This is a genomic window from Kitasatospora sp. Ki12 (genome assembly GCF_054601375.1).
Map to the genome: position 1 here is coordinate 317,423 of NZ_BAAIHT010000003.1, position 26,472 is coordinate 343,894.

Annotated in this window: 22 protein-coding genes; 14 read left to right on the top strand and 8 right to left on the bottom strand. The window is 74.7% G+C overall.

Going from position 1 to position 26,472, the window contains the following annotated elements; all coding sequences use genetic code 11:
• The first annotated feature begins 48 nt into the window (after positions 1 to 48).
• From ACYP53_RS32205 to ACYP53_RS32230, 6 genes are all read left to right on the top strand, one after another.
• On the top strand, positions 49 to 1,323 hold the full coding sequence (locus ACYP53_RS32205) for a beta-ketoacyl-[acyl-carrier-protein] synthase family protein (protein WP_459650040.1): 1,275 nt from the start codon (positions 49 to 51) through the stop codon (positions 1,321 to 1,323).
• Between the two features lie 121 nt (positions 1,324 to 1,444).
• Entirely contained in the window at positions 1,445 to 2,431 is a 987-nt protein-coding gene (gene hppD, locus ACYP53_RS32210; RefSeq protein WP_459650041.1) for a 4-hydroxyphenylpyruvate dioxygenase, read from the top strand.
• A gap of 32 nt (positions 2,432 to 2,463) precedes the next feature.
• Positions 2,464 to 3,378 (top strand): phytanoyl-CoA dioxygenase family protein, encoded by a 915-nt coding sequence (locus ACYP53_RS32215; protein WP_459650042.1) that lies wholly within the window; start codon positions 2,464 to 2,466, stop codon positions 3,376 to 3,378.
• The gene (locus ACYP53_RS32220; protein WP_229928989.1) at positions 3,375 to 4,448 is read left to right on the top strand and encodes a thiamine pyrophosphate-dependent dehydrogenase E1 component subunit alpha; all 1,074 of its coding nucleotides are present in this window, start codon (positions 3,375 to 3,377) and stop codon (positions 4,446 to 4,448) included. The genes ACYP53_RS32215 and ACYP53_RS32220 overlap by 4 nt, the downstream gene beginning before the upstream one ends.
• Entirely contained in the window at positions 4,445 to 5,413 is a 969-nt protein-coding gene (locus tag ACYP53_RS32225; RefSeq protein ID WP_189921877.1) for an alpha-ketoacid dehydrogenase subunit beta, read from the top strand. Before ACYP53_RS32220 ends, ACYP53_RS32225 begins: the two co-directional genes overlap by 4 nt.
• Before the next feature lie 16 nt (positions 5,414 to 5,429).
• Positions 5,430 to 6,218, top strand: coding sequence for a DUF3050 domain-containing protein (locus ACYP53_RS32230; RefSeq protein WP_459650043.1), 789 nt, complete (start codon positions 5,430 to 5,432; stop codon positions 6,216 to 6,218).
• Positions 6,219 to 6,285: 67 nt separating this feature from the next.
• On the opposite strand, the gene ACYP53_RS32235 is transcribed toward ACYP53_RS32230, so the two are convergent.
• Entirely contained in the window at positions 6,286 to 7,635 is a 1,350-nt protein-coding gene (locus ACYP53_RS32235; RefSeq protein ID WP_459650044.1) for an acyltransferase, read from the bottom strand.
• A 274-nt stretch (positions 7,636 to 7,909) separates the two neighbouring features.
• Here ACYP53_RS32235 and ACYP53_RS32240 point away from each other — a divergent pair, with 274 nt between their 5' ends.
• The 4 genes from ACYP53_RS32240 (at position 7,910) to ACYP53_RS32255 (ending at position 12,737) form a co-directional block, all read left to right on the top strand.
• Positions 7,910 to 10,270, top strand: coding sequence for an ABC transporter ATP-binding protein/permease (locus tag ACYP53_RS32240; protein ID WP_189921889.1), 2,361 nt, complete (start codon positions 7,910 to 7,912; stop codon positions 10,268 to 10,270).
• A 156-nt stretch (positions 10,271 to 10,426) separates the two neighbouring features.
• Complete coding sequence (locus tag ACYP53_RS32245) at positions 10,427 to 11,080, top strand: hypothetical protein (protein ID WP_459650045.1); 654 nt, start codon at positions 10,427 to 10,429, stop codon at positions 11,078 to 11,080.
• Entirely contained in the window at positions 11,077 to 12,114 is a 1,038-nt protein-coding gene (locus ACYP53_RS32250) for a serine/threonine-protein kinase (protein ID WP_229928990.1), read from the top strand. Before ACYP53_RS32245 ends, ACYP53_RS32250 begins: the two co-directional genes overlap by 4 nt.
• A 125-nt stretch (positions 12,115 to 12,239) precedes the next feature.
• Positions 12,240 to 12,737, top strand: coding sequence for a hypothetical protein (locus ACYP53_RS32255; RefSeq protein ID WP_459650046.1), 498 nt, complete (start codon positions 12,240 to 12,242; stop codon positions 12,735 to 12,737).
• A 33-nt stretch (positions 12,738 to 12,770) separates the two neighbouring features.
• Here the strand turns inward: ACYP53_RS32255 and ACYP53_RS32260 are convergent, their stop codons facing one another.
• Positions 12,771 to 14,120, bottom strand: coding sequence for a streptophobe family protein (locus ACYP53_RS32260; protein ID WP_459650047.1), 1,350 nt, complete (start codon positions 14,118 to 14,120; stop codon positions 12,771 to 12,773).
• Between the two features lie 889 nt (positions 14,121 to 15,009).
• On the opposite strand from ACYP53_RS32260, the gene ACYP53_RS32265 reads away from it, so the two are divergent.
• Positions 15,010 to 16,077: a DUF6777 domain-containing protein gene (locus ACYP53_RS32265; RefSeq protein ID WP_459650937.1), complete on the top strand. Its 1,068-nt coding sequence runs from the start codon at positions 15,010 to 15,012 to the stop codon at positions 16,075 to 16,077.
• Between the two features lie 217 nt (positions 16,078 to 16,294).
• Here ACYP53_RS32265 and ACYP53_RS32270 read toward each other — a convergent pair whose 3' ends face one another.
• On the bottom strand, positions 16,295 to 16,732 hold the full coding sequence (locus ACYP53_RS32270; RefSeq protein ID WP_459650048.1) for a DUF4259 domain-containing protein: 438 nt from the start codon (positions 16,730 to 16,732) through the stop codon (positions 16,295 to 16,297).
• Between the two features lie 146 nt (positions 16,733 to 16,878).
• On the opposite strand from ACYP53_RS32270, the gene ACYP53_RS32275 reads away from it, so the two are divergent.
• Complete coding sequence (locus ACYP53_RS32275) at positions 16,879 to 17,688, top strand: nucleotidyltransferase (RefSeq protein WP_459650049.1); 810 nt, start codon at positions 16,879 to 16,881, stop codon at positions 17,686 to 17,688.
• A 56-nt stretch (positions 17,689 to 17,744) separates the two neighbouring features.
• Here the strand turns inward: ACYP53_RS32275 and ACYP53_RS32280 are convergent, their stop codons facing one another.
• A complete protein-coding gene (locus ACYP53_RS32280; protein ID WP_459650050.1) occupies positions 17,745 to 20,057 on the bottom strand; it encodes an LCP family glycopolymer transferase in 2,313 nt (770 codons plus the stop codon).
• A gap of 258 nt (positions 20,058 to 20,315) precedes the next feature.
• Here ACYP53_RS32280 and ACYP53_RS32285 point away from each other — a divergent pair, with 258 nt between their 5' ends.
• On the top strand, positions 20,316 to 20,522 hold the full coding sequence (locus tag ACYP53_RS32285; RefSeq protein WP_189921907.1) for an antitoxin: 207 nt from the start codon (positions 20,316 to 20,318) through the stop codon (positions 20,520 to 20,522).
• Positions 20,523 to 20,594: 72 nt separating this feature from the next.
• A complete protein-coding gene (locus ACYP53_RS32290; protein WP_459650051.1) occupies positions 20,595 to 21,281 on the top strand; it encodes a transglycosylase SLT domain-containing protein in 687 nt (228 codons plus the stop codon).
• A 108-nt stretch (positions 21,282 to 21,389) separates the two neighbouring features.
• Here the strand turns inward: ACYP53_RS32290 and galE are convergent, their stop codons facing one another.
• The 4 genes from galE to ACYP53_RS32310 form a co-directional block, all read right to left on the bottom strand.
• Positions 21,390 to 22,403 carry a UDP-glucose 4-epimerase GalE gene (galE, locus tag ACYP53_RS32295; protein WP_459650052.1) on the bottom strand — a complete coding sequence of 338 codons (1,014 nt, stop codon included), beginning with the start codon at positions 22,401 to 22,403 and terminating at the stop codon, positions 21,390 to 21,392.
• Positions 22,404 to 22,533: 130 nt separating this feature from the next.
• Entirely contained in the window at positions 22,534 to 23,187 is a 654-nt protein-coding gene (locus ACYP53_RS32300; RefSeq protein WP_459650053.1) for a hypothetical protein, read from the bottom strand.
• Between the two features lie 219 nt (positions 23,188 to 23,406).
• Positions 23,407 to 25,647, bottom strand: coding sequence for an RICIN domain-containing protein (locus ACYP53_RS32305; RefSeq protein ID WP_459650054.1), 2,241 nt, complete (start codon positions 25,645 to 25,647; stop codon positions 23,407 to 23,409).
• Positions 25,648 to 26,086: 439 nt separating this feature from the next.
• Entirely contained in the window at positions 26,087 to 26,317 is a 231-nt protein-coding gene (locus tag ACYP53_RS32310; RefSeq protein ID WP_459650055.1) for a hypothetical protein, read from the bottom strand.
• Between the last annotated feature and the right edge of the window lie 155 nt (positions 26,318 to 26,472).

A 26,472-nucleotide genomic window follows, 5' to 3' on the forward strand; every position in this document is an offset into this window, starting at 1 on the left:
AAGGTGCGCGTTGCGCGAAGCGGCTGCCGAGCGAAGCGAGGTGGGCGCATGAGCGGGAACCAGGGCGGTCGGCGCCGCGGCGCCGTCGTCACCGGCATCGGCCTGGTCTCCCCGCTCGGCCGCAAGCCCGGCGAGGTGTTCGAGGCGCTGACCGCCGGGCGCTCCGGGGTCCGCGCCGTCCCCGAGGGCCACGCCGCCCACGGGTGGCTGCCGGCCGCCGGGCTCGCCCCCGCCGTGGACGGCCGGGAGGTGCTGCCGCCCACCGAGACCCGCTGCGTGGACCGCTTCGTGCTGCTCGGCCTGGCCGCCGCCGACGACGCGCTGGCCGACGCCGGCCTGGTGGTCGGCCGGGACGCCGACCCGCACCGCACCGCCGTGGTGCTGGCGACGGGCGGCGGCGGACTGGAGACCTTCGAGCAGCAGTCGCACCGCCGGCTGGAGCGCGGCCGCCCGGGCGTCAGTCCGTACCTGCTGCCGGGCATGCTCTCCAACATGGCCGCCGCCCGGGTCGCCATCAAGCACGGCATCCGGGGCTACAGCTCCGCCGTGGTGACGGCCTGCGCGGCCGGTGCCCAGGCGATCGCCGAGGGGCTGCGGCTGATCCGGGCCGGTGACGCGGACGTGGTGGTGTGCGGCGGCACCGAGTCCTCGCTGCACCCGACGATCGCCGCGGCCTTCACCAACGCCCGTGCCCTGGCCCAGGGTTGGGACGATCCCGAGCAGGCGAGCCGGCCCTTCGACGCCCGGCGCAACGGCTTCGTGCTGGGCGAGGGCAGCGCCGTCCTCGTCCTGGAGAGCGCCGAGCACGCCGAGGCCCGCGGCGCCGCCGGCTACGCGGAGGTGCTCGGCTGGGGCGCCTCCACCGACGCCCACCACCCGACCATGCCCCGGCCCGACGGCACCGGCGCCGCCGACGCGATGCGCGCCGCGCTCGCCAACGCGGGCCTGGCCCCGGGCGACATCGACTACGTGAACGCCCACGGCACCGGCACCAAGCTCGGTGACGCGGCCGAGACCGCGGCCCTGCACGCCGTCTTCGGCGCGCACCCGCCCGCGGTCAGCTCCACCAAGGGCGCCACCGGCCACCTCCTGGGCGCCGCGGGCGCGCTGGAGGCGGCGGTGACCGCCCTGGCGGTGGCGAGGGGGACGCTGCCGCCCACGCTCAACCTGACCGACCCCGACCCGGCCTGCGACCTGGACCACGTCCGGGGCGCCGCCCGGTCGGTGCCGGTGCGCGCCGCGCTGAGCAACGCCTTCGCGTTCGGCGGCCACAACCTGAGTCTCGTCCTCGGCCCGGCCACCGCTGACCGGGCCGCGCGCTAGCGACCGCGGGCGCCCGAGCACCCAGCGCCCGAGCACCGATCGGCCGCGCTGAGCGCCCGAGCACCGGTCGACCGACGGCCCGCCGATCCACGACCTGCCATCCCTCCGGGGGGAGATCCCGATGTCCATCCAGACCATCGCCCACACCGAGTTCCACTGCGCCGACGCCGACAAGACCGCGGCCGGCCTCTGCGCCGACTACGGCTTCACCGCCGGCACCCCGACGACCGCGCCGGACGGCACCCGCACCGTCGAACTGCGCCAGGGCGCCATCCGGCTGCACCTGGCCTCCGCCGCCGACCCCGAGCACCCGGTGGCCGACTTCGTCGCCCGGCACGGGGACGGCGTCGCCGTCCTCGCCCTCGGCTGCGCCGACCCGCGGGCCGCGCTGGAGCGCGCCGAGCGGCACGGCGCCCGGGTGCTGGACCGCGAGGGCGCGCTGATCGCCGGCTTCGGCGACACCGCGCTGCGCTTCGTCCCGCCGAGCACCGAGGAGCCCACTCCGGACCCGCGCCTGCTGGACGAGCTCGACCACGTCGCGATCTGCCTCCCCGCCGGGCAGCTCGTCGAATCCGTCCGCTTCTGCGAGGCGGCGCTGGGCTTCCGCACGATCTTCGAGGAGTACATCGAGGTCGGCGAGCAGGCCATGGACTCCAAGGTGGTGCAGAGCCCCTCCGGCGCGGTCACCTTCACCCTGATCGAGCCCGACACCGGCCGGCGCCCCGGCCAGATCGACGACTTCCTCACCGCCCACGGCGGCGCCGGGGTCCAGCACCTGGCCTTCAGCACCCGCGACATCACCACCGCCGTCCGGACCGTCCGGGCCCGCGGCGTGGAGTTCCTGACCACCCCGAGCGCCTACTTCGACGTGCTGGCCGAGCGCTTCGGCGAGACGGTGATCCCGGTGGAGACCCTGCGCGACCTGCACGTCCTGGTCGACCAGGACCACGGCGGCCAGCTGTTCCAGATCTTCGCCCGCTCGACCCACCCCCGGCGCACCTTCTTCCTCGAACTGATCGAGCGCCAGGGGGCCGGGACCTTCGGCACCGCGAACATCAAGGCCCTGTACGAGGCCATCAAGCGGCACAGCTCCGCCGCCTCCGTCTGACCGCCCCCGCACATCCGAAGGAGGCCCGCACCATGACCGCGACCACGGAGTTCCGGCTCACCGAGGCCGAGCACGACCTGCTGCCCACCCCCGAGGAGGTGGCGCACTACCGCGAGCACGGCTGGTACCTGTCCCGCCGGCTGTTCGACGACGAGGAGCTGGACAGCCTCCAGGCCGCCACCGAGCTCTACTACGCGGGCCACCGCGACCGCGAACTGCCCGTCCGCCCGCACCGGTTGGCCGCCTGGAAGCCCTCGGACGGGCCGGTCCAGCGGCACAACGACTACGTGCACTACGAGAGCGACGCGATCGGCGCGGTCCTGCGCAAGCCGCTGGTCGGCGCGGTGGCCGCGCTGCTCGCGGGCACCGAGGAGATCCGGATCTTCCAGGCCACCCTGATCTACAAGCCGCCGGTGCCCGAGGAGCCCAGCAACCGGGTGCCGTGGCACTTCGACAAGCACTACTGGCAGACCAGCACCTCGCAGCAGATGCTCACCGCCTTCATCCCGTTCCACGACTGCCGCGAGGAGAACGGCACCATCACCATGGTGGACGGCAGCCACCGCTGGCAGGAGCTGCCCTCCGGAGAGGACTCCACCCGGCACTTCGCCGACCGCGACCGCTCCGAACTGGACGGCATCCTGGACGCCAACGCCGCCCACAACGGCCAGGTGGTCACCAAGGTCCCGATGGCGATCCCGCGCGGCCACATGTCCTTCCACCACTGCCGCACCTACCACGGCAGCGGCCCCAACCTGGCCTCCCACCCGCGCCGGGCCGTCTCGCTGCACCTGCAGGACGGCGCCAACGAGTACCGCCGGCACGACCGGGCGGACGGCAGCCCGGTGGTCTACAACCACGACGTGCTGGTGCGCCGCACCGCCGACGGCCGGCCGGACTACGCCGACCCGGAGTTCTGCCCGACCACCTGGCGGGGACGGCCGTGACGGCTCCCCCGAAGGCGGCCGCCGGGCCGGGGACGCCCGCCGAGTCCCGCACGCCTGCCGCCCCCGGCACGCCGGCCCCGCTGGACACGCCGGCCGAGCGCTACCGGATGCTGCGGCTGATCCGCGGCTTCGAGGAGCTGGCGCTCGGCCTGGTGAAGTCCGGCGCGATCCCCGGCGGCATCCACCCGTACATCGGGCAGGAGGCCGTGGCGGTGGGCGTCTGCTCGGCGCTGCTCCCGGCCGACCGGCTCACCAGCACCCACCGCGGCCACGGCCACGTGCTCGCCCGGGGCACCGCGCCGCACCGGCTGCTGGCCGAACTCCTCGGCCGGGTCGGCGGGTCGAACGGCGGCCGGGGCGGCTCCATGCACGCCGCCGACCTGTCGCTGGGCATCCTCGGCGCCAACGGCATCGTCGGCGCGGGCGCCCCGATCGCGGTCGGCGCCGCCTGGGCGGCCCAGCGGGCCGCGGCCGGCCAGGAGCCACCCGCGCGCACCCCGGTGGCGGTGGCCTTCTTCGGCGACGGCGCGCTCAACCAGGGCGTCCTGCTGGAGTCCCTGAACCTCGCCGCGATGTGGCGCCTCCCGGTGCTGTTCGTCTGCGAGGACAACGGCTACGCCACCACCCTGCCCGCCGCCACCGCCGTCGCGGGCAGCGCGACCGGACGGGCGGCCGCCTTCGGCATCCCCGCCGAGGAGGTGGACGGCATGGACACCGAGGCCGTCCGGGCCGCCGCCCTGCGCGCCGTCGAACGGGCGCGCGGCGGGGGCGGCCCCGGCTTCCTGGTGTGCCGCACCTACCGCTACGAGGGCCACCACACCATGGAACGCCGGATGAAGCTGCGCTACCGCACCCCGGAGGAGGTCGAGGCCTGGCGCGAGCGCGATCCGCTCCCCCGCGCCGCCGCCCTGCTCGACCCGGCGGTGACCGCCGGGCAGGACCGCTCGGTGGCCGAACAGCTCGCCGCCGCCGAGGAGTTCGCGCTCGCCTCCGAACACCCGGACCCGGCGGGCGCGTTGGACCACCTGTACGCCGACGGGCTGCGTCCGCGGGCGGGAGTGACACCGTGACCAGGCTCTCCTACACCAAGGCGCTCAACCGGGCGCTGGCCGACGAACTCGCCGCCGACCCGGCGGTCTGCGTCTTCGGCGAGGACATCGGCGCCGGCCTGGCCGGGCCCACGCTCGGCCTGCTGGACCGCTTCGGCCCCGGGCGGGTCGTCGACACCCCGCTGTCCGAGCAGGCCTTCACCGCGATGGCGGTCGGCGCCGCACTGGCCGGCCGGCGTCCGGTGCTGGAGTTCCAGATCCCCTCGCTGCTGTTCCTGGTCTTCGAGCAACTCGCCAACCAGGCGCACAAGTTCTCGCTGATGACCGGCGGCCAGGCGAGCGTGCCGCTGACCTGCCTGGTACCCGGCTCGGGCTCCCGGGACGGCTGGGCCGGGCAGCACTCCGACCACCCGTACAGCCTGTTCGCGCACGCCGGGATGAAGACCGTGGTGCCCGCCACCCCGACCGACGCCTACGGGCTGCTGCGCTCGGCGATCCGGGACCCGGACCCGGTCGTGGTGTTCGCGCCCGCCGCAGCCCTGCCGGTGCGCGAGACCGTCACCTGGGAGCTCGCCCCCGTACCGCTCGGCCGCGCCCGGATCCACCGCCCGGGCACCGACGTCACCGTGGTCGCCCTGGGGCATCTCGTGCACGACGCGCTCGCGGTGGCCGAGGAGGTCGCGCCGGACATCTCGGTCGAGGTGTTCGACCCGCGCACCGTCCACCCCTTCGACTGGGACGCGCTGGCCGCCTCGCTGGAGCGCACCGGACGCCTGGTCGTGATCGACGACTCCAACCGCAGCTGCGGCTTCGGCGCGGAGGTGCTCGCCACCGCCGCCGAGGAGCTGCGCCTGATCGCCCCGCCGCGCCGGATCACCCGGCCCGACGGCGCCGTCCTGCCCTTCGCCCCGGCCCTCGACCGGGCCGTCCAGCCGAGCCGCGAGCAGCTGCGGCACGCGCTGCACGCCGTCATGAAGCACCCCTGACCGACAAGGAGCCCGCATGTCCACCAACCGCTACCACTGGGACCGTTCGCACCCCGGACTGACCGGCCTGCAGCAGGCGATCGACCCGCTGCGCCGCGAGGTCGTCGGCCATTCCGTGTACCACGGGCTCACCAGCATCGAGCGCGTCCGCACCTTCCTGAACAGCCACGTCTTCGCCGTCTGGGACTTCATGTCGCTGCTGAAGAGCCTGCAGCGCGACCTCACCTGCGTCGAGGTCCCGTGGGTCCCGACCGGCCCGACGGCCAGCCGCCGGCTGATCAACGAGATCGTGCTGGTCGAGGAGAGCGACGAGCTCGGCGAGGGCTACACCAGCCACTTCGAGCTGTACCTGGAGGGCATGCGCCAGGCCGGCGCCGACGTCCGCCCGGTGCGGGAGTTCCTGGGCCTGCTGGGCGCGGGCACCGCCGTGCCGGAGGCGCTGAAGGCGGCCGAGGCCCCGCAGGCCGCCGCCGACTTCACCGGCACCACCTGGTCGATCATCGAGAACGCCCCGGTGCACTGCCGGGCCGCCGCCTTCGCCTTCGGCCGCGAGGACCTGATCCCGGACATGTTCACCCAGGTGATCGCGATCGACGACCCGGACGGCGTGCTCACCGTCTTCAAGGACTACCTGGCCCGGCACATCGAGGTCGACGGCGAGCAGCACACCCCGATGGCGATGCAGATGCTGATCGACCTGTGCGGCGACGACCAGGCCAAGTGGGACTCCTGCGCCGAGACCGTCCGCACCGCCCTGCGGGCCCGCTCCCGGCTGTGGACGACGATCGAGGAGTCGTTCCGATAGCAGCCGCTGCCGTTCCGGTAGCCGCCGCAGCCGTTCCGGCAGGACGCAACAGCCGTTCCGGCAGCGGTCAGACCACCTTCGGGAGCACGGCCGCCGACCCGGGCAGCTCGTCGGCCGCCCTCCGGTACCGGTGCAGCGCCGCCCGGCCCTCCGCCCCGCGGACCCGGGCGGCGAGCCGGGCCGGCAGCACCACCGTGCTCAGGTACCCCTCGCCGCGGAACCCTTCGACCGTCCAGCACACCCACGGCAGCGGATAGTTGGCGGCCGGGCTGAAGAACACCGGGCGGTGCCCCTGGAAGCTCACCCGGTAGGCGCCGAAGCGGCTCCAGTTGGAGAAGCTGAACCGGCGTGCCCGCGGGTCGAAGCCCAGCGGGACGCACTCGCGCAGCCGCGAGCGGCCGAGCGCGGCCAGGAAGCCCAGGTTGGCGCGGAGGTTGAGGTGCTCGGCCGGGAACGCCTCGACCGCCCGGCGCAGCGCCCCGGCGAGCACCGCCGGGCCGTCCTGGGGCCGGTGCGGCAGGTGCACCTCGCTCAGCAGGTTGCCGATCAGGGTGTCCGGCAGTCCGAGCCACCGGCGCGCGTTGACCGGTACGGTCAGCATCCGCTCGACATCATCACCATCCAACTCCCTGATGGTGCTGACCAGATGGGCGCAGAGCACGTCCCCGGAGGAGAGCCTGCGTCCGGCCGCCGCGCCGAACTCCTCGCGCATCCGGGCCACTTCGGCCTCGGTGAAGGCGATCTGGACGGTCCGGTTGGCGCGCGGCCCGGCCGCCACCTCGCGGGCCAGCAGCTCGGCCTCCGCCGCCGAGGGCACCCGGAAGCCGGGTCGTCCGCAGTCCTCGGCGGGGAGCACCCCCTCCAGCAACTTGTCCTGGTCGCCGACGAGTTCGGCCTCCGGCAGCGGCTCCCCCTCGACCGCCGCCGACCAGGTCCGCAGCAGCAGCATGAAGCTGTGCAGATCTCCGATCGCGTGGTGCCAGGAGCAGCCGAGCACCGTGCCGCCGTCGGCGGTGCGGGTGACCCGGACGGTGAACAGCGGTCCGGCTCCGGTCCGGGCGCCCGGGGCGTCCACCCGGTCGACCAGTTCGGCGCCGGCCGCCGCCACCCGGCCCATCGCCTCGGCGAGCGTGCCGTCCACGGTGTAGACGTCCAGCGGCACACCGGAGTCGTCGCAGACCGCATCCAGCACGCCGTCGACGGTGCGCAGCCTCCCGGCGAAGACCGGCACCCGTTCCAGGGCGCGGGCCAGACCGGCGGCAAGGCGGTCCTCGTCCAGGGACCGGTCGAAGCAGAGCACGACCGAGACGGCGAGGTCGGCGAGCATGGTGTCCATCAGGCCGCAGCGCAGCACCCGGCCGGTGGCGTGCCCGGCGCGGACGGTCCGGGATCGGCGCAACTGGGGCCAGATGCTCATGGGTTCCGTTCCGAAGCTCTCGATGACTCCCGGGACTCCCGGCAGCGAGCCGACGGAGCACCCCGGCGGGGCACCCGACCGGCGGCACCCGTGCGCGGGCACGCCGAACGATAGTGCCGCGCCCGGGCAGTGGTCCAGTCCAATCACGCGATCCGGTCACGCCGTCCGCGGTCCGATCACGCGGTCCGATCACGCGGTCCAATCACGCCGTCCGGAACGGCCCTTCGCGCCGCCGGAAAGGCCCTTCGCGCCGCCCGGCGATAGAATTCCGAGCATGGGAGAGCGTCCTGGCGCACTCACCGCGCCACCCCTCGTCCTGGTGACCGACACGGACTCCCAGCTGATCGATCCGGACCGGGCCTACCACCTCGGCCGCGACCCGACCAGCGAGATCGTCCTGGACGATCCCCGGGTCTCCTGGCACCACGCGATCCTGCGCGCCACCGACGGCCACTGGCTGCTGGAGGACGTCGGCAGCACCAACGGCACCTTCGACGAGGGCCACCGGGTCAGCCGCGAGGACGTCGGCCCGGGCACCCGGCTGCGCTTCGGCGATCCGGCCGACGGCCCGTCCGCGACCTTCGCCGGCCTGCCCGTGCCCGCGCCGAACGAGCGGCCGTCCCTGGTCGCCCCGCAGAACTCCGGCACCTTCCGCAGCCCGAGCGCCGTGCTCCAGCTGCCCGGCCACACCGTGCGGATCGGCCGCTCGAACGACAACGACCTGGTCCTGGACGACCTGGTGGTCTCCCGGCACCACGCCGAGCTGCGGGAACTGCCCGGCGGCGGCCACGAGATCGTCGACCTGGACAGCCACAACGGCACCTTCCTCAACGGCTGGCCGGTCCACCGCGCGCCGGTCGGCCCGGCCGACATCGTCGGCATCGGCCACTCCGCGCTCTGCCTCTCCGACGGCCACCTGGTCGAGTACACCGACACCGGCGAGATCTCCCTGGACGTCCAGGACCTGGTCGTCCGGGTCGGCCCCGACCGGCGGGTGCTGCTGGACGGCGTCGGCTTCCCGCTCGCCGAGAAGTCACTGCTCGCGGTCGCCGGCCCGAGCGGCGCGGGCAAGTCCACCCTGCTCAACGCGCTCACCGGGCTGCGCCCCGCCGACGAGGGCACGGTGCTGTACGACGGGCGCGACCTCTACCGCGACTACGCCGAACTGCGCCGCCGGATCGGCCTGGTGCCACAGGACGACATCCTGCACACCCAGCTCACCGTCCGCCGCGCGCTGGCCTACGCGGCCGAACTGCGCTTCCCCGGCGACACCGACCCGCACGAGCGGGAGGCCCGGGTCATGGAGGTGATCCACGAACTGGGCCTGGACAGCCGGGCCGAACAGGTGATCTCCAGCCTCTCCGGCGGCCAGCGCAAGCGGGTCAGCGTCGCCCTGGAGCTGCTCACCAAGCCCTCGCTGCTCTTCCTCGACGAACCGACCTCCGGCCTGGACCCGGGCATGGAGCGCTCGGTGATGCACATGCTGCGCGGGCTGGCCGACGACGGCCGCACGGTCGTCGTGGTGACCCACAGCGTGCTCAGCCTCAACGTCTGCGACCGGCTCCTCGTCCTGGCCCCGGGCGGGCGGACGGCGTACTACGGCCCGCCGGGCGAGGCGCTCGGCTACTTCGGCTACGAGGAGTGGCCGGAGGCCTTCGAGGCCTTCGAGAACGAGGACCACGCCGCCTGGCAGACCCGCTTCCGCGCCTCCCCGCAGTACCGGCGGTACGTGGCGGCCGAGGCCGCGCCCGCGCTGCCCGTCCCCGTGCGGGAGCCCCGGCAGCCTCCGCCGCGGGCGGCGGCGATCGGCCGGGACAAGCCGCAGGGCTGGTTCTCCCAGCTGGGCACCCTGGTGCGCCGCTACGCCGCCGTCCTGGCCGCCGACCGGCTGTTCCTCACCATCATGGTGGTGCTGCCCTTCGTCATCGGCCTGATGTGCCGGGCGATGGCTGGCTCCCGCCTCACCCCGGTCAACGCCGTCAACTGCCTGCTCACGCTCTGCATCGGCGGGCTGCTGACCGGCTCCGCCAACTCGGTGCGGGAGCTGGTCAAGGAACGCGCGATCTACCAGCGGGAGCGGGTGGTCGGGCTCTCCAGATCGGCCTACCTGGTCTCCAAGGTGGTGATCCTGGGTGTCGTCACGGTGGGTCAGGCCGCGGTGCTCACCGTGGTCGGCCTGGCCGGGGTGGACCTCTCCGCGGCGGTGCCGACCGGTGTCGTGATGCCGCAGCTCCCGGAGCTGATCATCGCGGTCGCGCTGCTCGCGTTCTCGGCGATGATGCTCGGCCTCGTGGTCTCCGCACTCGTGGACAAGGAGGAGGCCACCATGCCGCTGCTGGTGCTCCTCTCCGTCGTCCAGATCGTCTTCAGCGGCCTGATGCTCAAGCTCTACGGCGTGCCCGGGCTGGAGCAGTTCGCCTGGCTGATCCCGTCCCGCTGGGGCATGTCGGCGATGGCCCGCACGGTGGAGCTGCACACCCTGTTCCCGAACGCCATCACCCAGGACCCGATGTTCCGCCACCAGCGGTCCGGGTGGGAGCTGTGCATGGCGCTGCTGCCGCTGCTGTCGGCCGGGTACGGGCTGGTGGTGCTGGCCCTGCTGCGGCGGCACGAGCCCGCGATCATGCGCAAGTAGCCCGGCCCGGCCGGGCACCGGTCGCGACGGCCCGACCGCGCTCCGGCCTCGACGCCGGGTCGGGTCGGGCCACCGCCGGTAGAGTGGGTACAACCCTGTGGTGCGATTCGTGCCGCGCGTGACGGGGGTCGCGCGGCGGAGGAAATGTAGCCGCCCATGGACGACTTCGCGTTCCGCCCCACCCACGTCGCCCCGCCGGGCGGAATGGCCTCCTGGACGGCCCCGGACCCCGCCCGGACCGCCGCCCGGCTGGACGCCCTGCTCCCGGTGCAGCTGCTCGGCCACCAGGGCGACTGGGCGCAGGTCCTCTGCTCCAACGGCTGGATCACCTGGGTGGACGGCCGCCTGCTGATCGCCCTCCCGCAGCCGCCGCCCACCGCCGGGGGCCCGCCCGCCCGGACCGCCGACCCGCGCCCGGCGCTCGCCGACGCGGAGACGGCCCTGGCCCGCTACCGCGCCCTGCTGGAGGACCTCGCCGCGGGCACCCTCGACCTGGAGTCCTTCCGGGAGAACGCGCGCGGCCTGCGGGTGGGCCTGGTGGTGGACGGCGAGGCGCTCTGGGTGTTCGACCCGGTGCACGACCGCTGGTGCTACTGCGACGGACTGCAGCTGCAGACGTACGCGGCCACCGACCGGCCGCCGCCGTCCTCGCCCAGGCCCGCCTCGACACCGGCGTCGGCGCCCGCGCCCGCTCCGGCGCCCTCTGCGGCGCCGACGGCCGTGCCCGGGGCCGTGCCCGGGGCGGTGCCCGGGGCCGCGTCCTCGCCCGCGCGCGGCCCGTACGCCCCGACCCAGGCCGGTGAGCCGTGACCTACGCCGAGGAACCGTCGCTGCCCAGCCTGCCCGCGGGCCTGGTCGGACGGAAGGTCGCGGGCTACCGGCTGGAGAACGAGATCGGGCGCGGCGGCATGGCCGTGGTCTACCGGGCCAAGGACCTGCGGCTCGGCCGGACCGTCGCGGTCAAGCTGCTGGCCCCCGAGCTGGCCCGCAACGAGGTCTTCCGGCAGCGCTTCATGCACGAGTCCGAGGCCGCCGCGGCGATCGACCACCCGCACATCATCCCGGTGTTCGAGGCGGGCGAGCACGAGGGCATCCTGTTCATCGCGATGCGCTACGTCGAGGGCGGCGACCTGCGGGGCCTGATCAACCGGGGCGGCCCCTTCCCGGCCGACCGGGCCACCCGTCTGGCCCTGCAGATCGCCTCCGCGCTGGACGCCGCGCACGACCACGACCTGGTGCACCGGGACGTCAAGCCGGGCAACGTGCTGGTCGCCGCCGGCACGGACAGCGAGCACCCCGAGCACCTGTACCTGGCGGACTTCGGGCTCACCAAGAAGTCCCTCTCGCTCAGCGGGCTGACCAGCGTCGGCCAGATCGTCGGGACGCTCGACTACGCGGCACCCGAACAGATCTCCGGCCGGCCGCTGGACGGGCGCTGCGACCAGTACAGCCTCGGCTGCGTGGTCTTCGAGATGCTCGCGGGGGCGCCGCCGTTCCGCCGGGAGAGTGACCTCGCACTGCTCTGGGCGCACCTCAACGACCCCCCGCCCGCGCTGACCGAACACCGGCCCGACCTGCCGCCCGCCCTGGCCGCGGTGGTCGCCCGGGCGCTCGCCAAGACCCCCGGCGAGCGGTACGCGAGCTGCCTGCAGTTCGTCGCCGAGCTGCGCGCGGCGACGGCGTCGGACCCGGCCCGGCGGGGCGCGGACGCTCCGGCCCGGTGGGGCGCGGACGGCCCGCCCACCGAGGTCGTGCCGGCGGTCTCCCTGGCCTCCGCCGCCCGGATCGAGGTGCCCGAGCCGCCCGCCTGGGCCGCCCCGGTCGTCCACCCGCCGCAGTGGTGAGCCCGGCCCGTTGCAGGAAGCTGCCAGTCGACGGTCTGTGACGGTCCGTCATCTGTCTCGGTGCCCACCGGTGCCGCTACACTCCGCCTACCCCGCGACGGGCGCGGCGGCTGGGGGTGACAGCAGTGGTCAGGATTCCGATCACCGACCGGTACGTCGTGGGCCTCGGCTGCCGGGTGAGCGTCGAGCACAAAGCCGGCGCGACCAGGGTCAACTGGAGCGTCTCCCAGCTGCCGGAAGGCGGCGCGCCCCGTCCGACCGGCGGGGACCGGGAGATCAGCCTGCTCTGCCCGCGCTGCCTGCGGGCGTTCTCGGTCCGGGTGGAGAGCGCCGGCAAGGCGCGGACCAAGCAGCTGGTCCAGCGGGCGCTGGGCTGGCTGCTGGTGCTCTCCCTGCTGGCCACCGTCCCGGTGCTGATCCACCTGGGCGGCCAGACCGTCGAGGAGGGGGACGACCACTCCACGAACGTCTTCGGGCTGCTCTTCGCCCTGGCCACCGTGGGCGTGATCGTCGGCCCGTCGCTGCTGGCCACCGCGGGCGTGCACAACGGGATCAAGAAGCTCAGGCTCGTCCGGGACGACGGCAGGAAGACCGCGTGGGTGCGGGGGCACCGGCTGTTCTGAGCCCGCCCGGGCCGTCGCTGCGGCCGGGGGTCCTCACTGCGGCGGGGGCTCGTCCTCCGTCAGCTCGCCCCGGTGCCGCACCCGGGTGGCGAGCAGCGCGCCGAGCGCACCGGTGAGCAGGCCCCAGCCCGCCGCGAGCGGAACGGCCGTCCACAGCGAGGGGCGCAGCGTCAGACTGCCCCCGCCGAGAGCGGCCAGCGGGTTGGAGCCGCCGAGGGCGGCGCCGAGCAGGTCGCCGAGGCCGCCCTGCCCGAGGCCGACGCCGAGCACCGAGAGGCCGTAGTCGGCGTCCATCCTGGTCCACAGGCCCACCAGCAGGACGGTGACGGCGGTCGCGAGCGCGAACCGCACGGCGTGCTGCCAGAGCCGGACGGTGCGCGGCGAGCGGCGGGCCGCGAGGAAGGCGGCGGCCAGCAGCAGCACGGCCGCCAGCGGCAACAGCCACCAGGCGCGGGCGTCCTGGTCGGCCAGGGTGCCGAGGTCGACCGTCGCCGACCGCCCGTCCGGCACCCGCAGCACCTCGGCGAGCGGCTTGGGCACCGGCAGGCCGAGCGCGCCGACCAGCCGGCCCTGCCACTCGGCGCCCAGCCCGACCCCGAAGCCCAGCCAGGCCAGGTCGGGCAGGGCGAGCAGCAGCACGGCCAGGGTCTGCCGGGCGTTGCCGTGCACGATCGCGGTCAGCACCCCGGCCACCGCGCCGATCGCCAGACAGGCCAGCAGCACCGCCCAGAGCGCGAACGCGACCGGACGGACGGCGAGTTGGTAGCGCACCAGGGCGCGCGGCAGCGGTGCCCGCCGGGAGACGGCGAAGGTGGCCGCCAACACCAGCAGCAGCCAGGCGAGCCCGATGCCGACCGTGCTCGGGCCGTCCGCGTGGAAGCCCACCTCCGGGGTGAGGCCGAGCGCGCCGCCGATCGACTGCACCAGGTCACCGCCGAGCGGGACCGTGAAGGTGTGGCGGGCGCCGAGGGTGAGCAGGACGAGCGCGACCACCCAGACCACGACCGTCCGGACGATCCGGCCGAGCAGTTCGCCGCCGCCGGCCACCGCGCGGAAACGCAGCTGACGCAGGAACACCTCGGCCATCGCGACCGCGCCGGCCAGCGAGACGGTCAGCGGCATCGCGCTGATCCCGGCGTCCACGGCGGCGAAGCTGCCCGCGGCGCCGTCGAGCCGGACGGATCCGCCGACGGCGAGCGCCAGCGTCGCGGCGACCACGGAGGGGAAGCCGCCGTCCGGGAGGTCGTCGGCGCCGGCCAGCCAGAGGCCGAGCGCGGCCACCGCCGCCATGGCGAACAGCCCGGCCAGCACGACGGCGAGCGCGTCCAGCCAGCCGCGGACGGCGCCGGGCGGGCCCGCGGGCCCGGTGGTGGGCTGCTGCATGCCGCCTCCTGGTCGCTCGATCGGGAAGAAGTCGGTGGCCTTGAGCGTGCGCTCGGCCTGTGTGTGTCGGGCCGTTGGGCGCGGCTCGGTGCCGTTGCTCGGTGCCACTCGGGCGCCGCTCGGTGCCGCTCGGGTGCCGCTCGGTGCCACTCGGGTGCCGCTGGGCAGCGGCGGGTTTGCGCGCGGTACCGCCCGGCGGAGCCGGTCCGGCTCGTCGGGCCGACCGGCTTCCAGAGTGGCCGACGGGAGGTGCGCACGCTCGGCGACGTCCGGGCGACCTGCTGTTGCGGCGAGCGGAACACCGGGGGAGAAAGGAAACCAGTGGCAGGAGCTTCCTGTGCCGGCCGTGATCGCCGGCCGCCTGCGAAACGGAGCCTCGATGACCTCCCAACCGCCTCCCGCCGGCCCGCCGAGCGAGCCGCCGTACGGCCCTCCCTCCGGTCCCCCGTCCGGCCCGCTGGCCGGCCGCCCCTCCGGCGGCGGCGCAGCCGGACCGCCGACCGTACCCCCACCGCCCTCGGGCCCACCCGGATCCTCCGGTGGCTCCGGGGGTTCCGGCGGCAGGCGGCCCACGCCGTGGTGGCACTCCGGGAAGGGACTGGCGCTGGCCGCGGGCACCCTCGTGGTCGCCGTGGTGGCCACCGTGCTGATCGTCAACAACCAGAGCAGCCACAACGAGGCCATCCCGACCGCCAACGAGGTGGCGGCGCAGGGGCCGTCCGACCAGGGGCCGGCGCCATTCACCCCGTCGGTGGAAACCCAGGGGGTGAGCGCCCCCGCTCCCGCCACCTCGGCGCCCCCGCAGACCGGCGGCGCGACGTCCAAGAACAGCTCGCCGACCGCCCTGCACAGCGTCGAGGGCAGCTCCGCCGGGCTGTACGGCGGAACGATGGGCAAGTCCAGCTGCGACACCGAGCGCCTGATCGGCATGGTCTCGACCGGGGAGACCGGGCGCGCCTGGGCCTCCGGGGCCGGCATCAACCAGGCCGACATCCCCGGCTACCTGCGCTCGCTGACGCCGTCCTACCTGCGGGTGGACGCCCGGGTGACCAACCACAGCTACAAGAGCGGCGCCGTGGTCGAGTACCAGTCCGCACTGCAGGCGGGCACCGCCGTCCTGGTGGACGCCCAGGGCGTTCCCCGGGTGCGCTGCGCCTGCGGCAACCCGCTGCAGCCGCCGAAGCTGGTGAGCAACGCCAAGTACACCGGGAAGACCTGGACGGGCTTCCATCCGAACACGCTGGTCGTGGTGGTGCCGGCCCCGAAGCCGGTGACCGAGATCATCCTGGTGAACTTCGAGACCGGCGGCTGGTTCTCCCGGCTGACCGGGCGGATCGAGATCGTGGACAAGCACGTCGAGCCGCCGAAGGGGCTCGTGCCGGGCATCCCGCCGGCCGAGCAGTGGAAGCCGTCCACCCCGTCGGGGAAGACGACCACCTCGGGCTCCACCACCTCGGGGAAGCCGACGACCACGGGGGCCACCACCTCGGGCTCGACCACGTCGGGGTCGACCACGTCCGGGTCGACCACTTCGGGCTCGACCACCTCCGGGTCCACCACCTCAGGCTCGACCACCTCGGGGTCCACCACCTCAGGCTCGACCACCTCAGGCTCGACGACCTCGGGGTCCACCACCTCCGGGTCCACGACCTCAGGCTCGACGACCTCAGGCTCGACGACCTCGGGGTCCACGACCTCAGGCTCGACCACCTCCGGGTCCACGACCTCAGGCTCGACCACCTCCGGGTCCACGACCTCGGGCTCGACCACCACGACCACGACCGCCACGGGCACGACGACGAGCGCCGGCACCACCACGGCCAGCAGCAAGCCGACCATCACCGTGTCGGCCCCAGCGACGACCACCACCCCGAAAACGCCGGTCGCGACCTGTGCGACCACCGCGCCGTCGAGCCTGCCGCCCTGCCCGACCACAGGGACCCCCACGCCGAGCTGATCCGGCGTACCTCCCCCGCCCGCTGCCACCGTCCGACCCCCGGCCGGTGGCATCGGCACGTCCGAGGCCGCCGTCTCAGGGCAGCAGCACCCGGACGGGCCCGGGTCTCTCCCTCCTCGAGGAATCAGCAGTCACCCCACTGGCGCAACGCCGTGAGCACGTACTCCAGGTACGGGCGACCGCCGACCGCCGACCGCCGACCGCCGGTGACAAACGCTCAGAGCTCGAACAGCGGCACGTCCGTCGTCGGCGGCACCGGCTCCAGGACGTCGCGCAGCGCCCGCAGGGCCCGCCGCCAGGCCTCGCCGTCCGCCGCCTCGTCCCACAACTCGGCCAGCTCCGACTCCTCCGCCGCCACGCGGTCGAGCGCCTCCACCGCGAGCGCCCGCAGCTCGGCGGCCGGCACCGGTATCGCCTCCCGGGGGCCGTAGGCGCTGTCGACCGGCGCGCCGCCCGGGCACTGCGCCGCCACCAGCGCGGCGGCGGCCACCGCCTCGACGCCCTCGTCGTACTCCAGGTACTCCCCCGCCCCGGCGGCGCTCCGCAGCGCCACCAGGAGGAGCGCAGCGCGCTCGCCCGGCGCCGCCCCGTCCAGGCCGTCGGCGAAGTCCGCCGCCGTGTCGTTGTCGAAGTGTCCGATGTCCCAGGTGCCCATGCCGATCCCCTCGTGCCCGGCGCCGGTCCTTCTGCCGGCCCTTCGTGTTCGTGTGCGACGGATGCTTGCACGCACCACTGACAACTCGGCTCCGGCGCCGGATATTCGCTGGTCAGGAACGTGCGGACCCGGGCATAGTGCCCACCATGGACACCGCTCAGGGGCTGGACGCCGACGGCTGCATCGCACGGGAGGGCTCACCGGCCCTGGTGCAGACCGCCTTCGCTCCGGTGGTCGAGGCCGCCCGGGCGCGGATCGCCGCCGCCTTCGGCCCCGAGCGGCTGCACAGCGCCTACCTCTACGGCAGCGTCCCGCGCGGCACCGCCGTCCCCGGCGTCTCCGACCTCGACCTGCTGCTCGCCCTGCACCGGGAGCCGACGGCGGCGGACCGGGCGGACGCCGACGCCGTCGAGGCCGCGCTCGACGGCGAGTTCGCCCAGGTCGACGGGGTCGGCGTGCTGCTGGCCGGTACCGGCACGCTGCTCAGTGAGCTCGAACGCCACGACCTGGGCTGGTTCGTGGCCTGTCTCTGCACCCCGCTCCTGGGCGAGGACCTCGCCGCCCGGCTCCCCCGCTACCGCCCCACCTCCCTGCTCGCCCGGGAGACCAACGGCGACCTGGCCCTGGCGCTCCCCGGCTGGCGCGAACGGCTGGCCACCGCCACCACCGACGCCGAGCTCCGCGCGCTCACCCGGGCCGTCACCCGCCGGACCGTCCGCACCGGCTTCACCCTGGTGATGCCCCGCTGGGGCGGCTGGACCAGCGACCTCACCGCCTCCGCCGAGGCCTTCGCCGCGCACTACCCCGAGCGCGCCGCCCAGATGCGCCTCGCCGCCGCCACCGCCCGTACCGCCGCCGTGGACCGGGCCGTCCTCGCCCTGCTCGTGGACGACCTGGGCCCCTGGCTCGCCGCGGAGTACGCCGCCGTCCACGGCGTGAAGGCGCCGCGCCCCTGACCGGAGGGAAGGCCGCTCGGCCCACACCCACCACCGACGCCCAGGGGCGCCAACCCTCAGTCCACGCAGGGGATCCCGCCCGCCTTCACCGCGGGTCCCTGCATCGGCAGGCCCGCCGCGGGGTCGGCGGGGTCGCCGGCCCCGGTGGCACCCGGGGGCGCGGCGGTGGGCGTCGGGGTGCGTCCGGCCGCCAGGGTGACCAGGATGTGGCCCGGTGCGACGGCGCCGGAGGACACGGCGGTGACGCCGTAGCGGCCGGCGAGCTGCTGGGCGTCGGCCTTCGCGCCGCTGCCGTAGGCCACGGTGGTGGTCCTGGTCCTGGCCGGGGCGTCGCCGATCCTGCCCGCCTGGTAGCCGAGTTCGGCCAGCGCCTTGGACTCGTTGGAGGCCGCGCCGGCGCCGGCGGCCGCGTTCACGTCGACCACCGCCTTCGCGGGCCCGCTCGGCGAGGCGGACGTGCCGGACGCGCCGGCGGCCCCCGACGCTGCGGCGGCAGCCGAGGGGGACGCCGCCCCGTCGCCCGCGGTGTCGCCCGGGGCCGCGGCCGGGGCGGCCGGCGCCGGCTCGTGGTTGAACAGCTGCCGGACGATCTTCTTGATCAGCTCCGGGTTGACGGTGTTGACCTCCTGCCCGCCGACCGTCTTGAAGCCCGAGATCGGCAGGGTGTTGAACTCGACGTTGCCGCCCGTCAGGTTGGGCGCCTGCTGGGCGAAGTCGAGGATGTTCCACTCGTTGTCGATGACGACGTCCTTCTTCACCACCCCGAACAGCTTCTGCATCTGCCCGAAGTCGTTCAGGATGCCCTGCTGCTTGAGCTTGTACTCGACGGAGGAGATGAACGCCTGCTGCCGGTGGGTGCGGTCGAGGTCGCCGTTGGTGAGGTGGTGGCGCTGGCGGACGAAGGACAGCGCCTGGGCCGCGTTGAGGGAGCTGATCCCGGCCGGGAGCTTGAGGCCGGTGCCGCCGCCCTCGTGGGTGGCGGTCCGGGCGACGATCGGGTCGTCCACGGGGTGGTTGAGGCAGACCTGGATCGGCTCGACCGCCTTGGCGATGTCGTAGAAGCCGATCAGGTTGACCTCCGCGAAGTGGTCGATCGGGACGTCCAGGAAGCTCTGCACGGTCTGGATGGTGGCCGAGCGGCCGGCCTCCCGGCTCTGCCGCTCCAGCTCCGCCTTCGAAAGCCCCTTGCCGGCCAGCTTCTGCTCGGAGGCCTCCTTGGCGATGCCGTACGCCTCCTTGATCTTGTGCATCTTGCCGTCGGCGCCGACGGTCTGCACGTAGTCGTCGCGCGGGACGGACAGCGCGGTGACCTTGCCCCCGTTGGCCGGGATGTGCAGCACGATCAGGGCGTTGGTGTTGTAGCCGCCGATCTCGCTGGAGCCGGCGTGCAGTTCGTCCTCCACGAACTGCTTGGGCAGGTCGTTGCCGTCCATGTCCTTGCGGCTGTCGAGGCCGATCAGCAGCAGGTTGACGGACTTGTCGAGGTGCGGCGGGGCGTTCTTCTTGGCCTCGCTCAGGGCGGTGGACTTGATCATGCCGTCGTCCAGGCTGCGGTACTCGTACCAGGTGAAGCCGCTGGCGCCGAGCACGGCGACGGACACGGTGCAGGCCAGGGTCCGCCCGGCCAGGGTCAGCGGCGCGGGGCCGCGGCGCGGGTCACGTCCGCGCGGGTCACGTCCGGGCGCGTCTCCCGTGCGGCCCGTCGAGCGGCCCGTCGTGCGGCCGCCACCGCTGCCGCCGCGGCTCCGGTTGCGCTCAGGCACGACGGCTCCTTCCGGTCGGGTCACCCGCGCCGGTCGGGGCACCCGCGCCGCCGGTTCGTCGGCGGTCGGCCACCACCGGGCGACGACCACCAGCAGCGCCACGCCCGCCGCCGCCGCCATCACCGGGAACGCCCCGACCACCCAGCGCAGCGCGCCGGTGCCGAGGTTCCGGCCCCGGTACTTGTCGGCGTGCGCCGCGTACTCCACGCCCGACGCCGCGAGCAGCACCACGACCGGAGCCGCCGTCACCACCCACCACCGGCCGGGCCGGCTGCACACCGCCGCCGCGGCGCCCGTCCCGAGCACCGCGCCCACCGCGAAGAGGACGCCGACGCCGGGCCCGCCGAACTCGTCGGCGACGCCGCCCAGGACGGGCAGCCCGACCGCCGAGAGGACCGCGACCGCTCCGCCGCGCCGGCGGGCCTGCTGCCGCCTGCGCGCCACCCCGGCCCGCTGCGCCCGGGCCGACCGCTCCGCACCGGTGTCCCCGGCTTCGGCCGGGGCCCCCGCGCCCGCGTCCACGCGGGACCGCTGGGCGGGGAGGGCGCGGTCCTCGGTGCGGGTTCCCGCGTCCTGGTACGGCGTTCTCGCCCGCTGGCCGGCCATGCGCACTTCCCTCGATCGTCGCGGCCGCGACGGCGCTTTCGCACCGCCGCGGATGCCGGGACGCCCTCGGTCCCGGCGGCGGTCCCGACCTCTACATTTCTGTAGAAGACGGGTTGGAGCATACAAACCACTGTGGACGAAGTCACCCGCCGCCGACCGGCGGCAGACGAACCGTCCACCGGGCCGTCGTTAGGATGGTCATGATCCCCGCCACGTCGGCACACCATCAGGAACGCATCAGAGGAGCAGAGCGTCACCATGTTTGAGAGTCTGAAGAACCTCGCGGACAAGGCCACCGACCTCGCCCGCGAGCACGGCGACGTGATCGGGCAGGGCCTGGACAAGGTCGGCGACGCGATCGACGACCGTACGGACGGCAAGTACAGCGGGCAGATCGACACCGGCGTCGAGAAGGCGAAGGACTTCCTGCGCAACCTCGACGGCGACCGGAAGCCCGCCGAGTAACCTGCCGCCGGACACGACCGACCGTACGGCGGTCGAACGAGCGCACGGGCGAACGGGGAGGGACCGGCAGCGGTGAGCGAGGAACAGAAGGCGCCCGGCTGGGGCCGCTGGGTGGTGATCGGCGTCGTGGTCGTGGCCGGACTCGGCCTCGTCCGCGGCAACGGCCACGACGGCGCGAGCTCCGCCGACCCCGCGCCGTCCGCCGCCGCGTCGGCGCCCTCCTCCGGCGCAGCCCCCTCGGCCGGTGCCTCCGCCGCGCCCTCGAAGCCCTCCGGCGGCTACGACCCGGCCGACTACGCCGCGCCGGTCCGCCGTTTCGCCGCCGAGGCCGGCGTCAACCCGCAGCTGCTGATGGCGATCCTCTACAACGAGTCGTACAAGCCGCACGACCCCGAGCTCGAGAAGGCCTGGCAACGCAGCAAGCCGGACGCCTCGTTCGGCATCGCCAACATGCACCGGGCCGCGTTCGACGACACCAAGCCCGGCCGTCCCTTCGCCTCCCGCCAGTGGGAGGAGCTCCCGGACGACCGCGACCTGGCCGTCCAGGCCGCCGCCTGGCACCTGCACGACCTCGCCGCACAGCTCCCGGCCAAGGTGGGCGTGCCGCTGAGCCGCGACGAACTCGTGGCCCTGGGCTACAACGCGGGCGCGGGCAACATGCTGGCCTTCGCCCGGGGCGTCAAGATCGGCTCGCAGGCGCAGTCCTACCTGGACCGCCTGCGCGACAACTGGACGAAGTCCGGCGAAGCCGTGAAGTGACGCCGCCCGCCCGGGCCGTCCGGGCCCGACCGTCGGGCCGGGCGGCCGGGCGGCCGGGCGGCCGGACGGCCAGGCGGCCGAACGGCCGGGCGCTGAGGTGCCTGCCGGTCAGACCCCGAGCCGGGCGGCCCACTTGGCGCGCCAGGCGAGCGCGTCGGCGACCCCCTCGGCGATGCCGCGCCGCGGCTGCCAGCCGAGCAGCTCCCGGGCGGTGTCGACGGCGGCATAGCAGCCGATCACGTCGCCGGGGCGCGGGCCCGCCTCCCGCACGTCGAGCTCGGCGCCGACGGCCTGTTCGAAGGCGGTGACCAGCTCGCGGACGGTCGTGCCGTCCCCCGTCCCGACGTTGATCACCCGGTAGCGGTCCGCCGCGTCCGGGGCGACCACCTCGTCGAAGCGGAGCAGCGCCGCGACGTGCGCCTCGGCGAGGTCCTGGACGTGCACGTAGTCACGGATGCCGGAGCCGTCCCGGGTCGCCCAGTCGACACCGGTCACGGTGAACGGGGCGCCGGTGGAGTGCGCCTCGATCAGCTTGCCGAGGGCGTGGCTGGGGTTGAGGTCCTGCAGACCGGTGCGCAGCCGCGGGTCGGCGCCGATCGGGTTGAAGTAGCGCAGGGTGATGACCCGCTGGTGCTCGGCCCCCTCGCCCCGGGTCCAGTCCTGGAGCACCTGCTCCATCATCTGCTTGGTGCGCGCGTACGGGCTGTTGGCGTCGACCGGGCTGCTCTCGTCCACCCGGGCGTCGGGGGTGGGGGCGTAGATCGAGGCGGAGCTGCTGAAGACCACGCGGGTGCAGCCGAGGCGCTGGAGGGATTCCAGCAGGTCGATGGTCTTGGCGACGTTCTCCCGGTAGTAGTACAGCGGCTTGGCCACCGACTCCGGGACGACGATCTTCGCGGCGCAGTGCACGGCGGCCTCGATGTCCGGGTGCTCGGCGAAGATCCGGTCGAGCAGGGCGGCGTCGGCGACGTCCCCCCGGTAGAAGATCCGGTCCTCGACGAATTCGGCCCGGCCCTTGGAGAGGTCGTCCAGCACCACCGGGGTGATCCCCCGGTCGAGCAGGGCGGACGCCACCGTGCTGCCGATGAACCCCGCGCCGCCGGTGATCAGGACCTTCTTCATCCGCGGTTGCTCCCTTGCGATCGGCCGGGTGCCCGGTGGCGCCCGGTGACCGGGAAGGACGTCCGTTCGTGCCCGGGCGGTTCCCCGGCGCGGCCGCCCCACCGGTCGGGACGGCCCCCGGACCGGCGGCTCAGGCCCGGCGGCGCCGGCGGAGCCAGAGTCCGGTGCCGACCAGGACCACGGCCGCGGCGGCGGTGCCGACCGCGGCCCAGGTGGTGGAGTCGGAGGTGGTCTCCACGGCGGTCGCGGTCGCGGTGGCGGAGGCGGACCCGGCGGGAGCGGGCTCGGGCACCGGCCCGACGGTGGGCACCGGGGCTGGCCCGGCGGTCACCCCGGCCGACGGCGACCCGGCTGACGGCACCCCGGCCGACGGCGAGGCGGCCGCCGTGCCCGCGGGCACCGGGTCGTTGATGACGGCGTCCGCCACGTCGAGCTCGCGCTGGGCGTGGCCGAGCGAGGGGAAGGCGCAGTCCACGGTCACCTGCCAGTGCCCGGCGGGCAGGATCTCCCTGGTGGTGTACGTCCCCGGGCGGCCCGGGACGCCGACCAGCCGCCAGGGGCCCACCGCCCGGCCGTCCGCGGCGGTGGCGGAGAGCGTGCCGGCGAAGTCCTCGGTCACCGGGTCGTGGTCGTTCTCCCAGGTGGCGAAGGTGCTGACGTGGCCGTTCTGCTGACCGGTGACGTCCAGGTGGACGCTGTCGCCGTGGGCGCCGGCCGGTGCGGCGGCGGGCAGGACGGCCGCCACCGCGAGGGCGCAGGCGGCGAGGAGCTGGCGGGTTCGCATGACGGGCATTCCTCGTGGCGGTGTGGGGGGCGGGTGCGGGAAGCGGAGGCGCCGGGCGCGGCCGCCCCGGAACGGGTGGCGGCCGCGCCCGGCGTAGGGAGCCGAACGGCGTGCGGACTCATGGGAGCAACGACTCGCGACGCGACGACTCATGGAGCGACGACTCGTCGGATCACGACGCGCGGGCGTACGGGCCCGCCGTCCGGCTCAGGGGCCGGCTCAGGTGGTCTTCTGCAGCGACCAGTTCTGGTACGGCCGTCCGTTCGCCTGCTGCAGCTCCAGCAGCCAACCACCGTAGTACCAGCGGTTGCTGAGCCCCAGGACCAGCGAGCCACCGTCCGCGGTGACGGTGAACCCACCCTCGGCGGCGTTCAGCTGCCACTTCTGCGCGGCCGCGTCGGAGCACGGCTGCTGGGCGACGTACTGGCCGGCCACCGGGGCGCCGCCGAGCTGCAGGCACTTGCCGGAGCGCGCGGACTTGATCCGCACCGCGCCGTTCCCGGCGTCCTCGAACTGCCACTTCTGGTTGGCGTAACCGGTGCGCTGGTAGGCGATGGCGACGGTGCCGTCGTTCATCGAGCTGCCCCACAGGTCGGCGGCCTGCCCGGTGAGCCCGTTGACCATGGTGTAGTGCGTGCCCGGCTGCGGGCGTCCGGCGTCGGTGACCGTACGGAAGGTGGCGGCGCGGCCGGGCTTGCCGACCGCACCGGCGGCGTCGCGGACGGCGACGGCCACGGTGTACGAGGTGCCGGGGGCGAGGCGGACCACGCCGACCACGGTCGAGCGGACGGTGCCGATCGCCTGGCCGTTCAGCAGGACGTCGTAGCCGGCCGCGGCGGGCGCGGCGGTCCAGCTCAGCATGGCGGAGTTCTGGGTGACCTGGCTGACGCTCACCGCGGGGCCGGTGTCGCCCGCCGTGGGGGTCGCGGTCGGCGTGGGGGTCGCAGTCGGGGTCGCGGTCGGCGACGGGGAGCCGGTCGGCGAGGGGGTGGTGCCACCGGTGGGCGTCGGGGACGGCGAGGGCGTGCGGGTCGGCGTGCCGGTCGGAGTCGGGGTGGGCGTGGGCGTGGGTGTGGGCGTCGGGTTCGGGCCGCTGCCGCCACCGGCGATGAGGAAGCGGTTGTTGGCGACGTTCCAGTGCGTGGTGAGGTAACTACCCGGCGAGGGGGCGGTGTTGTAGTAGTCGTCGTGGTTGCAGTCGAGCCGGTCGTCATGGGCGCGATCCGGGCAGACGGTCCGCATCTGCGGGTAGTTGGGGGCGTCCGAGTAGCACATGATGTCCCACTCGTCGACGCAGTGCCCGGCCTTGCTGGAGTTGGGCGCGCTGTTGTTCACCGCGCCCAGGTTGTGGCCGAGTTCGTGGGCGGCGGTGCTGCCGCTCCAGCAGCCGGAGTCGGTCCGGCCGTACGAGGGCCCGAAGTTGCTCAGGTTGTCCTGGCTGGGGCGCTCGTCGCCGGCGAAGGTGCCGATCCCGCAGTACACCTTGGCGTCGGTGAACATCATGTACTTGCGGTCCTTGCGGTTGAACCCCTGCGCGGCGAGGGCCCGGTTGCTCGCGTTGAAGTCCTGGATCTCGGAGTCGGAGATCTGCACGTTCAGCACCGAGGCGCTGCAGTCGGGTTCGGTGACGAAGCGGACGTGCCGTTCGCCGCCGGTCTCCGCGGCGCTGGCGTTGTAGATGACGTCGACGTCGGCGGCCCACTTCTTGAACGAGGCCAGGTACTGGGCGAAGCGGTCGTTGCCCGGGCCGTGCACGTACACCGCCTGGACGCGGTTGCCGCTGCTGCCGTCGCCCTCGCAGACCAGCTTCGACCCGGCGGGCGCGGCCGCGCCGACCGGCGCGGCGTCGGCGGCGGTGCCGGAGCCGGAACCGCCGAGCAGCGCCTTCTGGGTGGCGTCCAGGACGGGCGCGACGCCCTTCAGCAGGTCGGCGGCGGCGGGCGGCTGGGCTCCGGCCGCGGGGGTGAGCGAGGGCGCCTGGGCGGCCGGGGCCGCGACCGGCGGGACGTCCTGGCGGATGTCCACACCCTTGGGCGGCACGTCCGGGCCGTGGCTGCACTGGGTGCTGCCGGTGACCTCCAGCGTGCCGCCGCAGCGGTCGCTGCCCGGCAGGCTCAATCCGGCGTAGACCAGGCCCCGTTCGGGCTCGTCCTTGGGTATCGCCTTCAGCGGAGCGGCCTTCTGGTCCCGCTTCGGGGCGGGCGCCTGGGTGGCCCCCTCGGCGGTGCCGGTCTCCCCCGGCCCGCCGTCGTCGCCGACCAGCCCGGCCTGCGACCCCGAGTTGTCGACCGCGTCGGCCGCGGCCGAAACGGCACTGTGCATGGAGGCCGGCTCCAGCGCGGTGCGGATGCCGAGCGTCCCCGCCACCAGCCCTGCCGCCACCGCTGCGGCGACCAGGGCGCTCCTGCGGGTGAGCCTGCGGCGCTTGCGCCGGCGAAGCTCGCTGCTCCGGTGTCCCATCGCGTTCCTTTCCTCGTGCGATGGCCCGGGCCCTGTGGTGAGGGGGTCCAGGCCTTCCGACACTCCGGAGAGCAAACGGGACGACCGGCGATAACAGAAACCTCTTGCGAAAATCTTCGACGCGTTCGAACCGGGTGGCCGCGGCCCCGAGCGGGCACGGCCGGCGCGGCCCTCGGCGGGCGCGGCGACCGGGGCTCGGACACGGCGGAGCCGGGGAGCGCATTCGGGGGGTGTGCGCTCCCCGGCACGGGGGTGGCGGCGGCCACCCGGACGGAGCCCCGGGGCGTTGTGACTCCATCGGCCGTGACGGAATGCTAGACCTCCCGGGAGGCCCTGACCAGCTCTCTGACCAGGCCGTTTTCCGACCCTGACATGCCATCGGCCACCGGCATATGACACACCGTCAGTTCGGTCGATCCCGTCGGGTTCGGACCCGGGGTCAGGCCGCGGTCCGCACCGGCCCGGGGCCGAAGGGCGCCGCCGCCCCGGCGGGACCGCAACCGCCGTGCAGCCGGGCCAGCGCGCCCGCCAGGGCGACGCGGTCGCCGGCCAGCCAGAGCCGCAGGGCGGCGGAGAGCGCGGCGCTGGCCGGTCCGGCGGCGGGCCCACCGGTCCGGGCGAGCCGCTCGCCGAGCAACGGCAGCAGGTCGGCGACCGGCGCGGCAGCCACAGGGTGAGCGCGAAGGGCGCGGGTCTCGCCAGGACGCGCAGCAGCGGCAGCGCGGAGGCGTCGTCGTGCAGCGCGGGGATGACCTCCAGCAGGCCGTCCACCGCCACGTCGGACACGTCGCCGCCGTGCCCGCGCGCGAGTTCGCGCAGCAGCGC

What these genes read in the sequence shown, in the direction of transcription:
- ACYP53_RS32265 (WP_459650937.1), top strand. Translation starts at nt 15,010, where the DNA reads ATGGGCAAGTCCAGCTGCGACACCGAGCGCCTGATCGGCATGGTCTCG.
- ACYP53_RS32275 (WP_459650049.1), top strand. Translation starts at nt 16,879, where the DNA reads ATGGACACCGCTCAGGGGCTGGACGCCGACGGCTGCATCGCACGGGAG.
- ACYP53_RS32230 (WP_459650043.1), top strand. Translation starts at nt 5,430, where the DNA reads ATGTCCACCAACCGCTACCACTGGGACCGTTCGCACCCCGGACTGACC.
- ACYP53_RS32300 (WP_459650053.1), bottom strand. Translation starts at nt 23,187, where the DNA reads ATGCGAACCCGCCAGCTCCTCGCCGCCTGCGCCCTCGCGGTGGCGGCC.
- hppD (WP_459650041.1), top strand. Translation starts at nt 1,445, where the DNA reads ATGTCCATCCAGACCATCGCCCACACCGAGTTCCACTGCGCCGACGCC.
- galE (WP_459650052.1), bottom strand. Translation starts at nt 22,403, where the DNA reads ATGAAGAAGGTCCTGATCACCGGCGGCGCGGGGTTCATCGGCAGCACG.
- ACYP53_RS32260 (WP_459650047.1), bottom strand. Translation starts at nt 14,120, where the DNA reads ATGCAGCAGCCCACCACCGGGCCCGCGGGCCCGCCCGGCGCCGTCCGC.
- ACYP53_RS32285 (WP_189921907.1), top strand. Translation starts at nt 20,316, where the DNA reads ATGTTTGAGAGTCTGAAGAACCTCGCGGACAAGGCCACCGACCTCGCC.
- ACYP53_RS32305 (WP_459650054.1), bottom strand. Translation starts at nt 25,647, where the DNA reads ATGGGACACCGGAGCAGCGAGCTTCGCCGGCGCAAGCGCCGCAGGCTC.
- ACYP53_RS32245 (WP_459650045.1), top strand. Translation starts at nt 10,427, where the DNA reads ATGGACGACTTCGCGTTCCGCCCCACCCACGTCGCCCCGCCGGGCGGA.
- ACYP53_RS32215 (WP_459650042.1), top strand. Translation starts at nt 2,464, where the DNA reads ATGACCGCGACCACGGAGTTCCGGCTCACCGAGGCCGAGCACGACCTG.
- ACYP53_RS32205 (WP_459650040.1), top strand. Translation starts at nt 49, where the DNA reads ATGAGCGGGAACCAGGGCGGTCGGCGCCGCGGCGCCGTCGTCACCGGC.
- ACYP53_RS32280 (WP_459650050.1), bottom strand. Translation starts at nt 20,057, where the DNA reads ATGGCCGGCCAGCGGGCGAGAACGCCGTACCAGGACGCGGGAACCCGC.
- ACYP53_RS32240 (WP_189921889.1), top strand. Translation starts at nt 7,910, where the DNA reads ATGGGAGAGCGTCCTGGCGCACTCACCGCGCCACCCCTCGTCCTGGTG.
- ACYP53_RS32235 (WP_459650044.1), bottom strand. Translation starts at nt 7,635, where the DNA reads ATGAGCATCTGGCCCCAGTTGCGCCGATCCCGGACCGTCCGCGCCGGG.
- ACYP53_RS32270 (WP_459650048.1), bottom strand. Translation starts at nt 16,732, where the DNA reads ATGGGCACCTGGGACATCGGACACTTCGACAACGACACGGCGGCGGAC.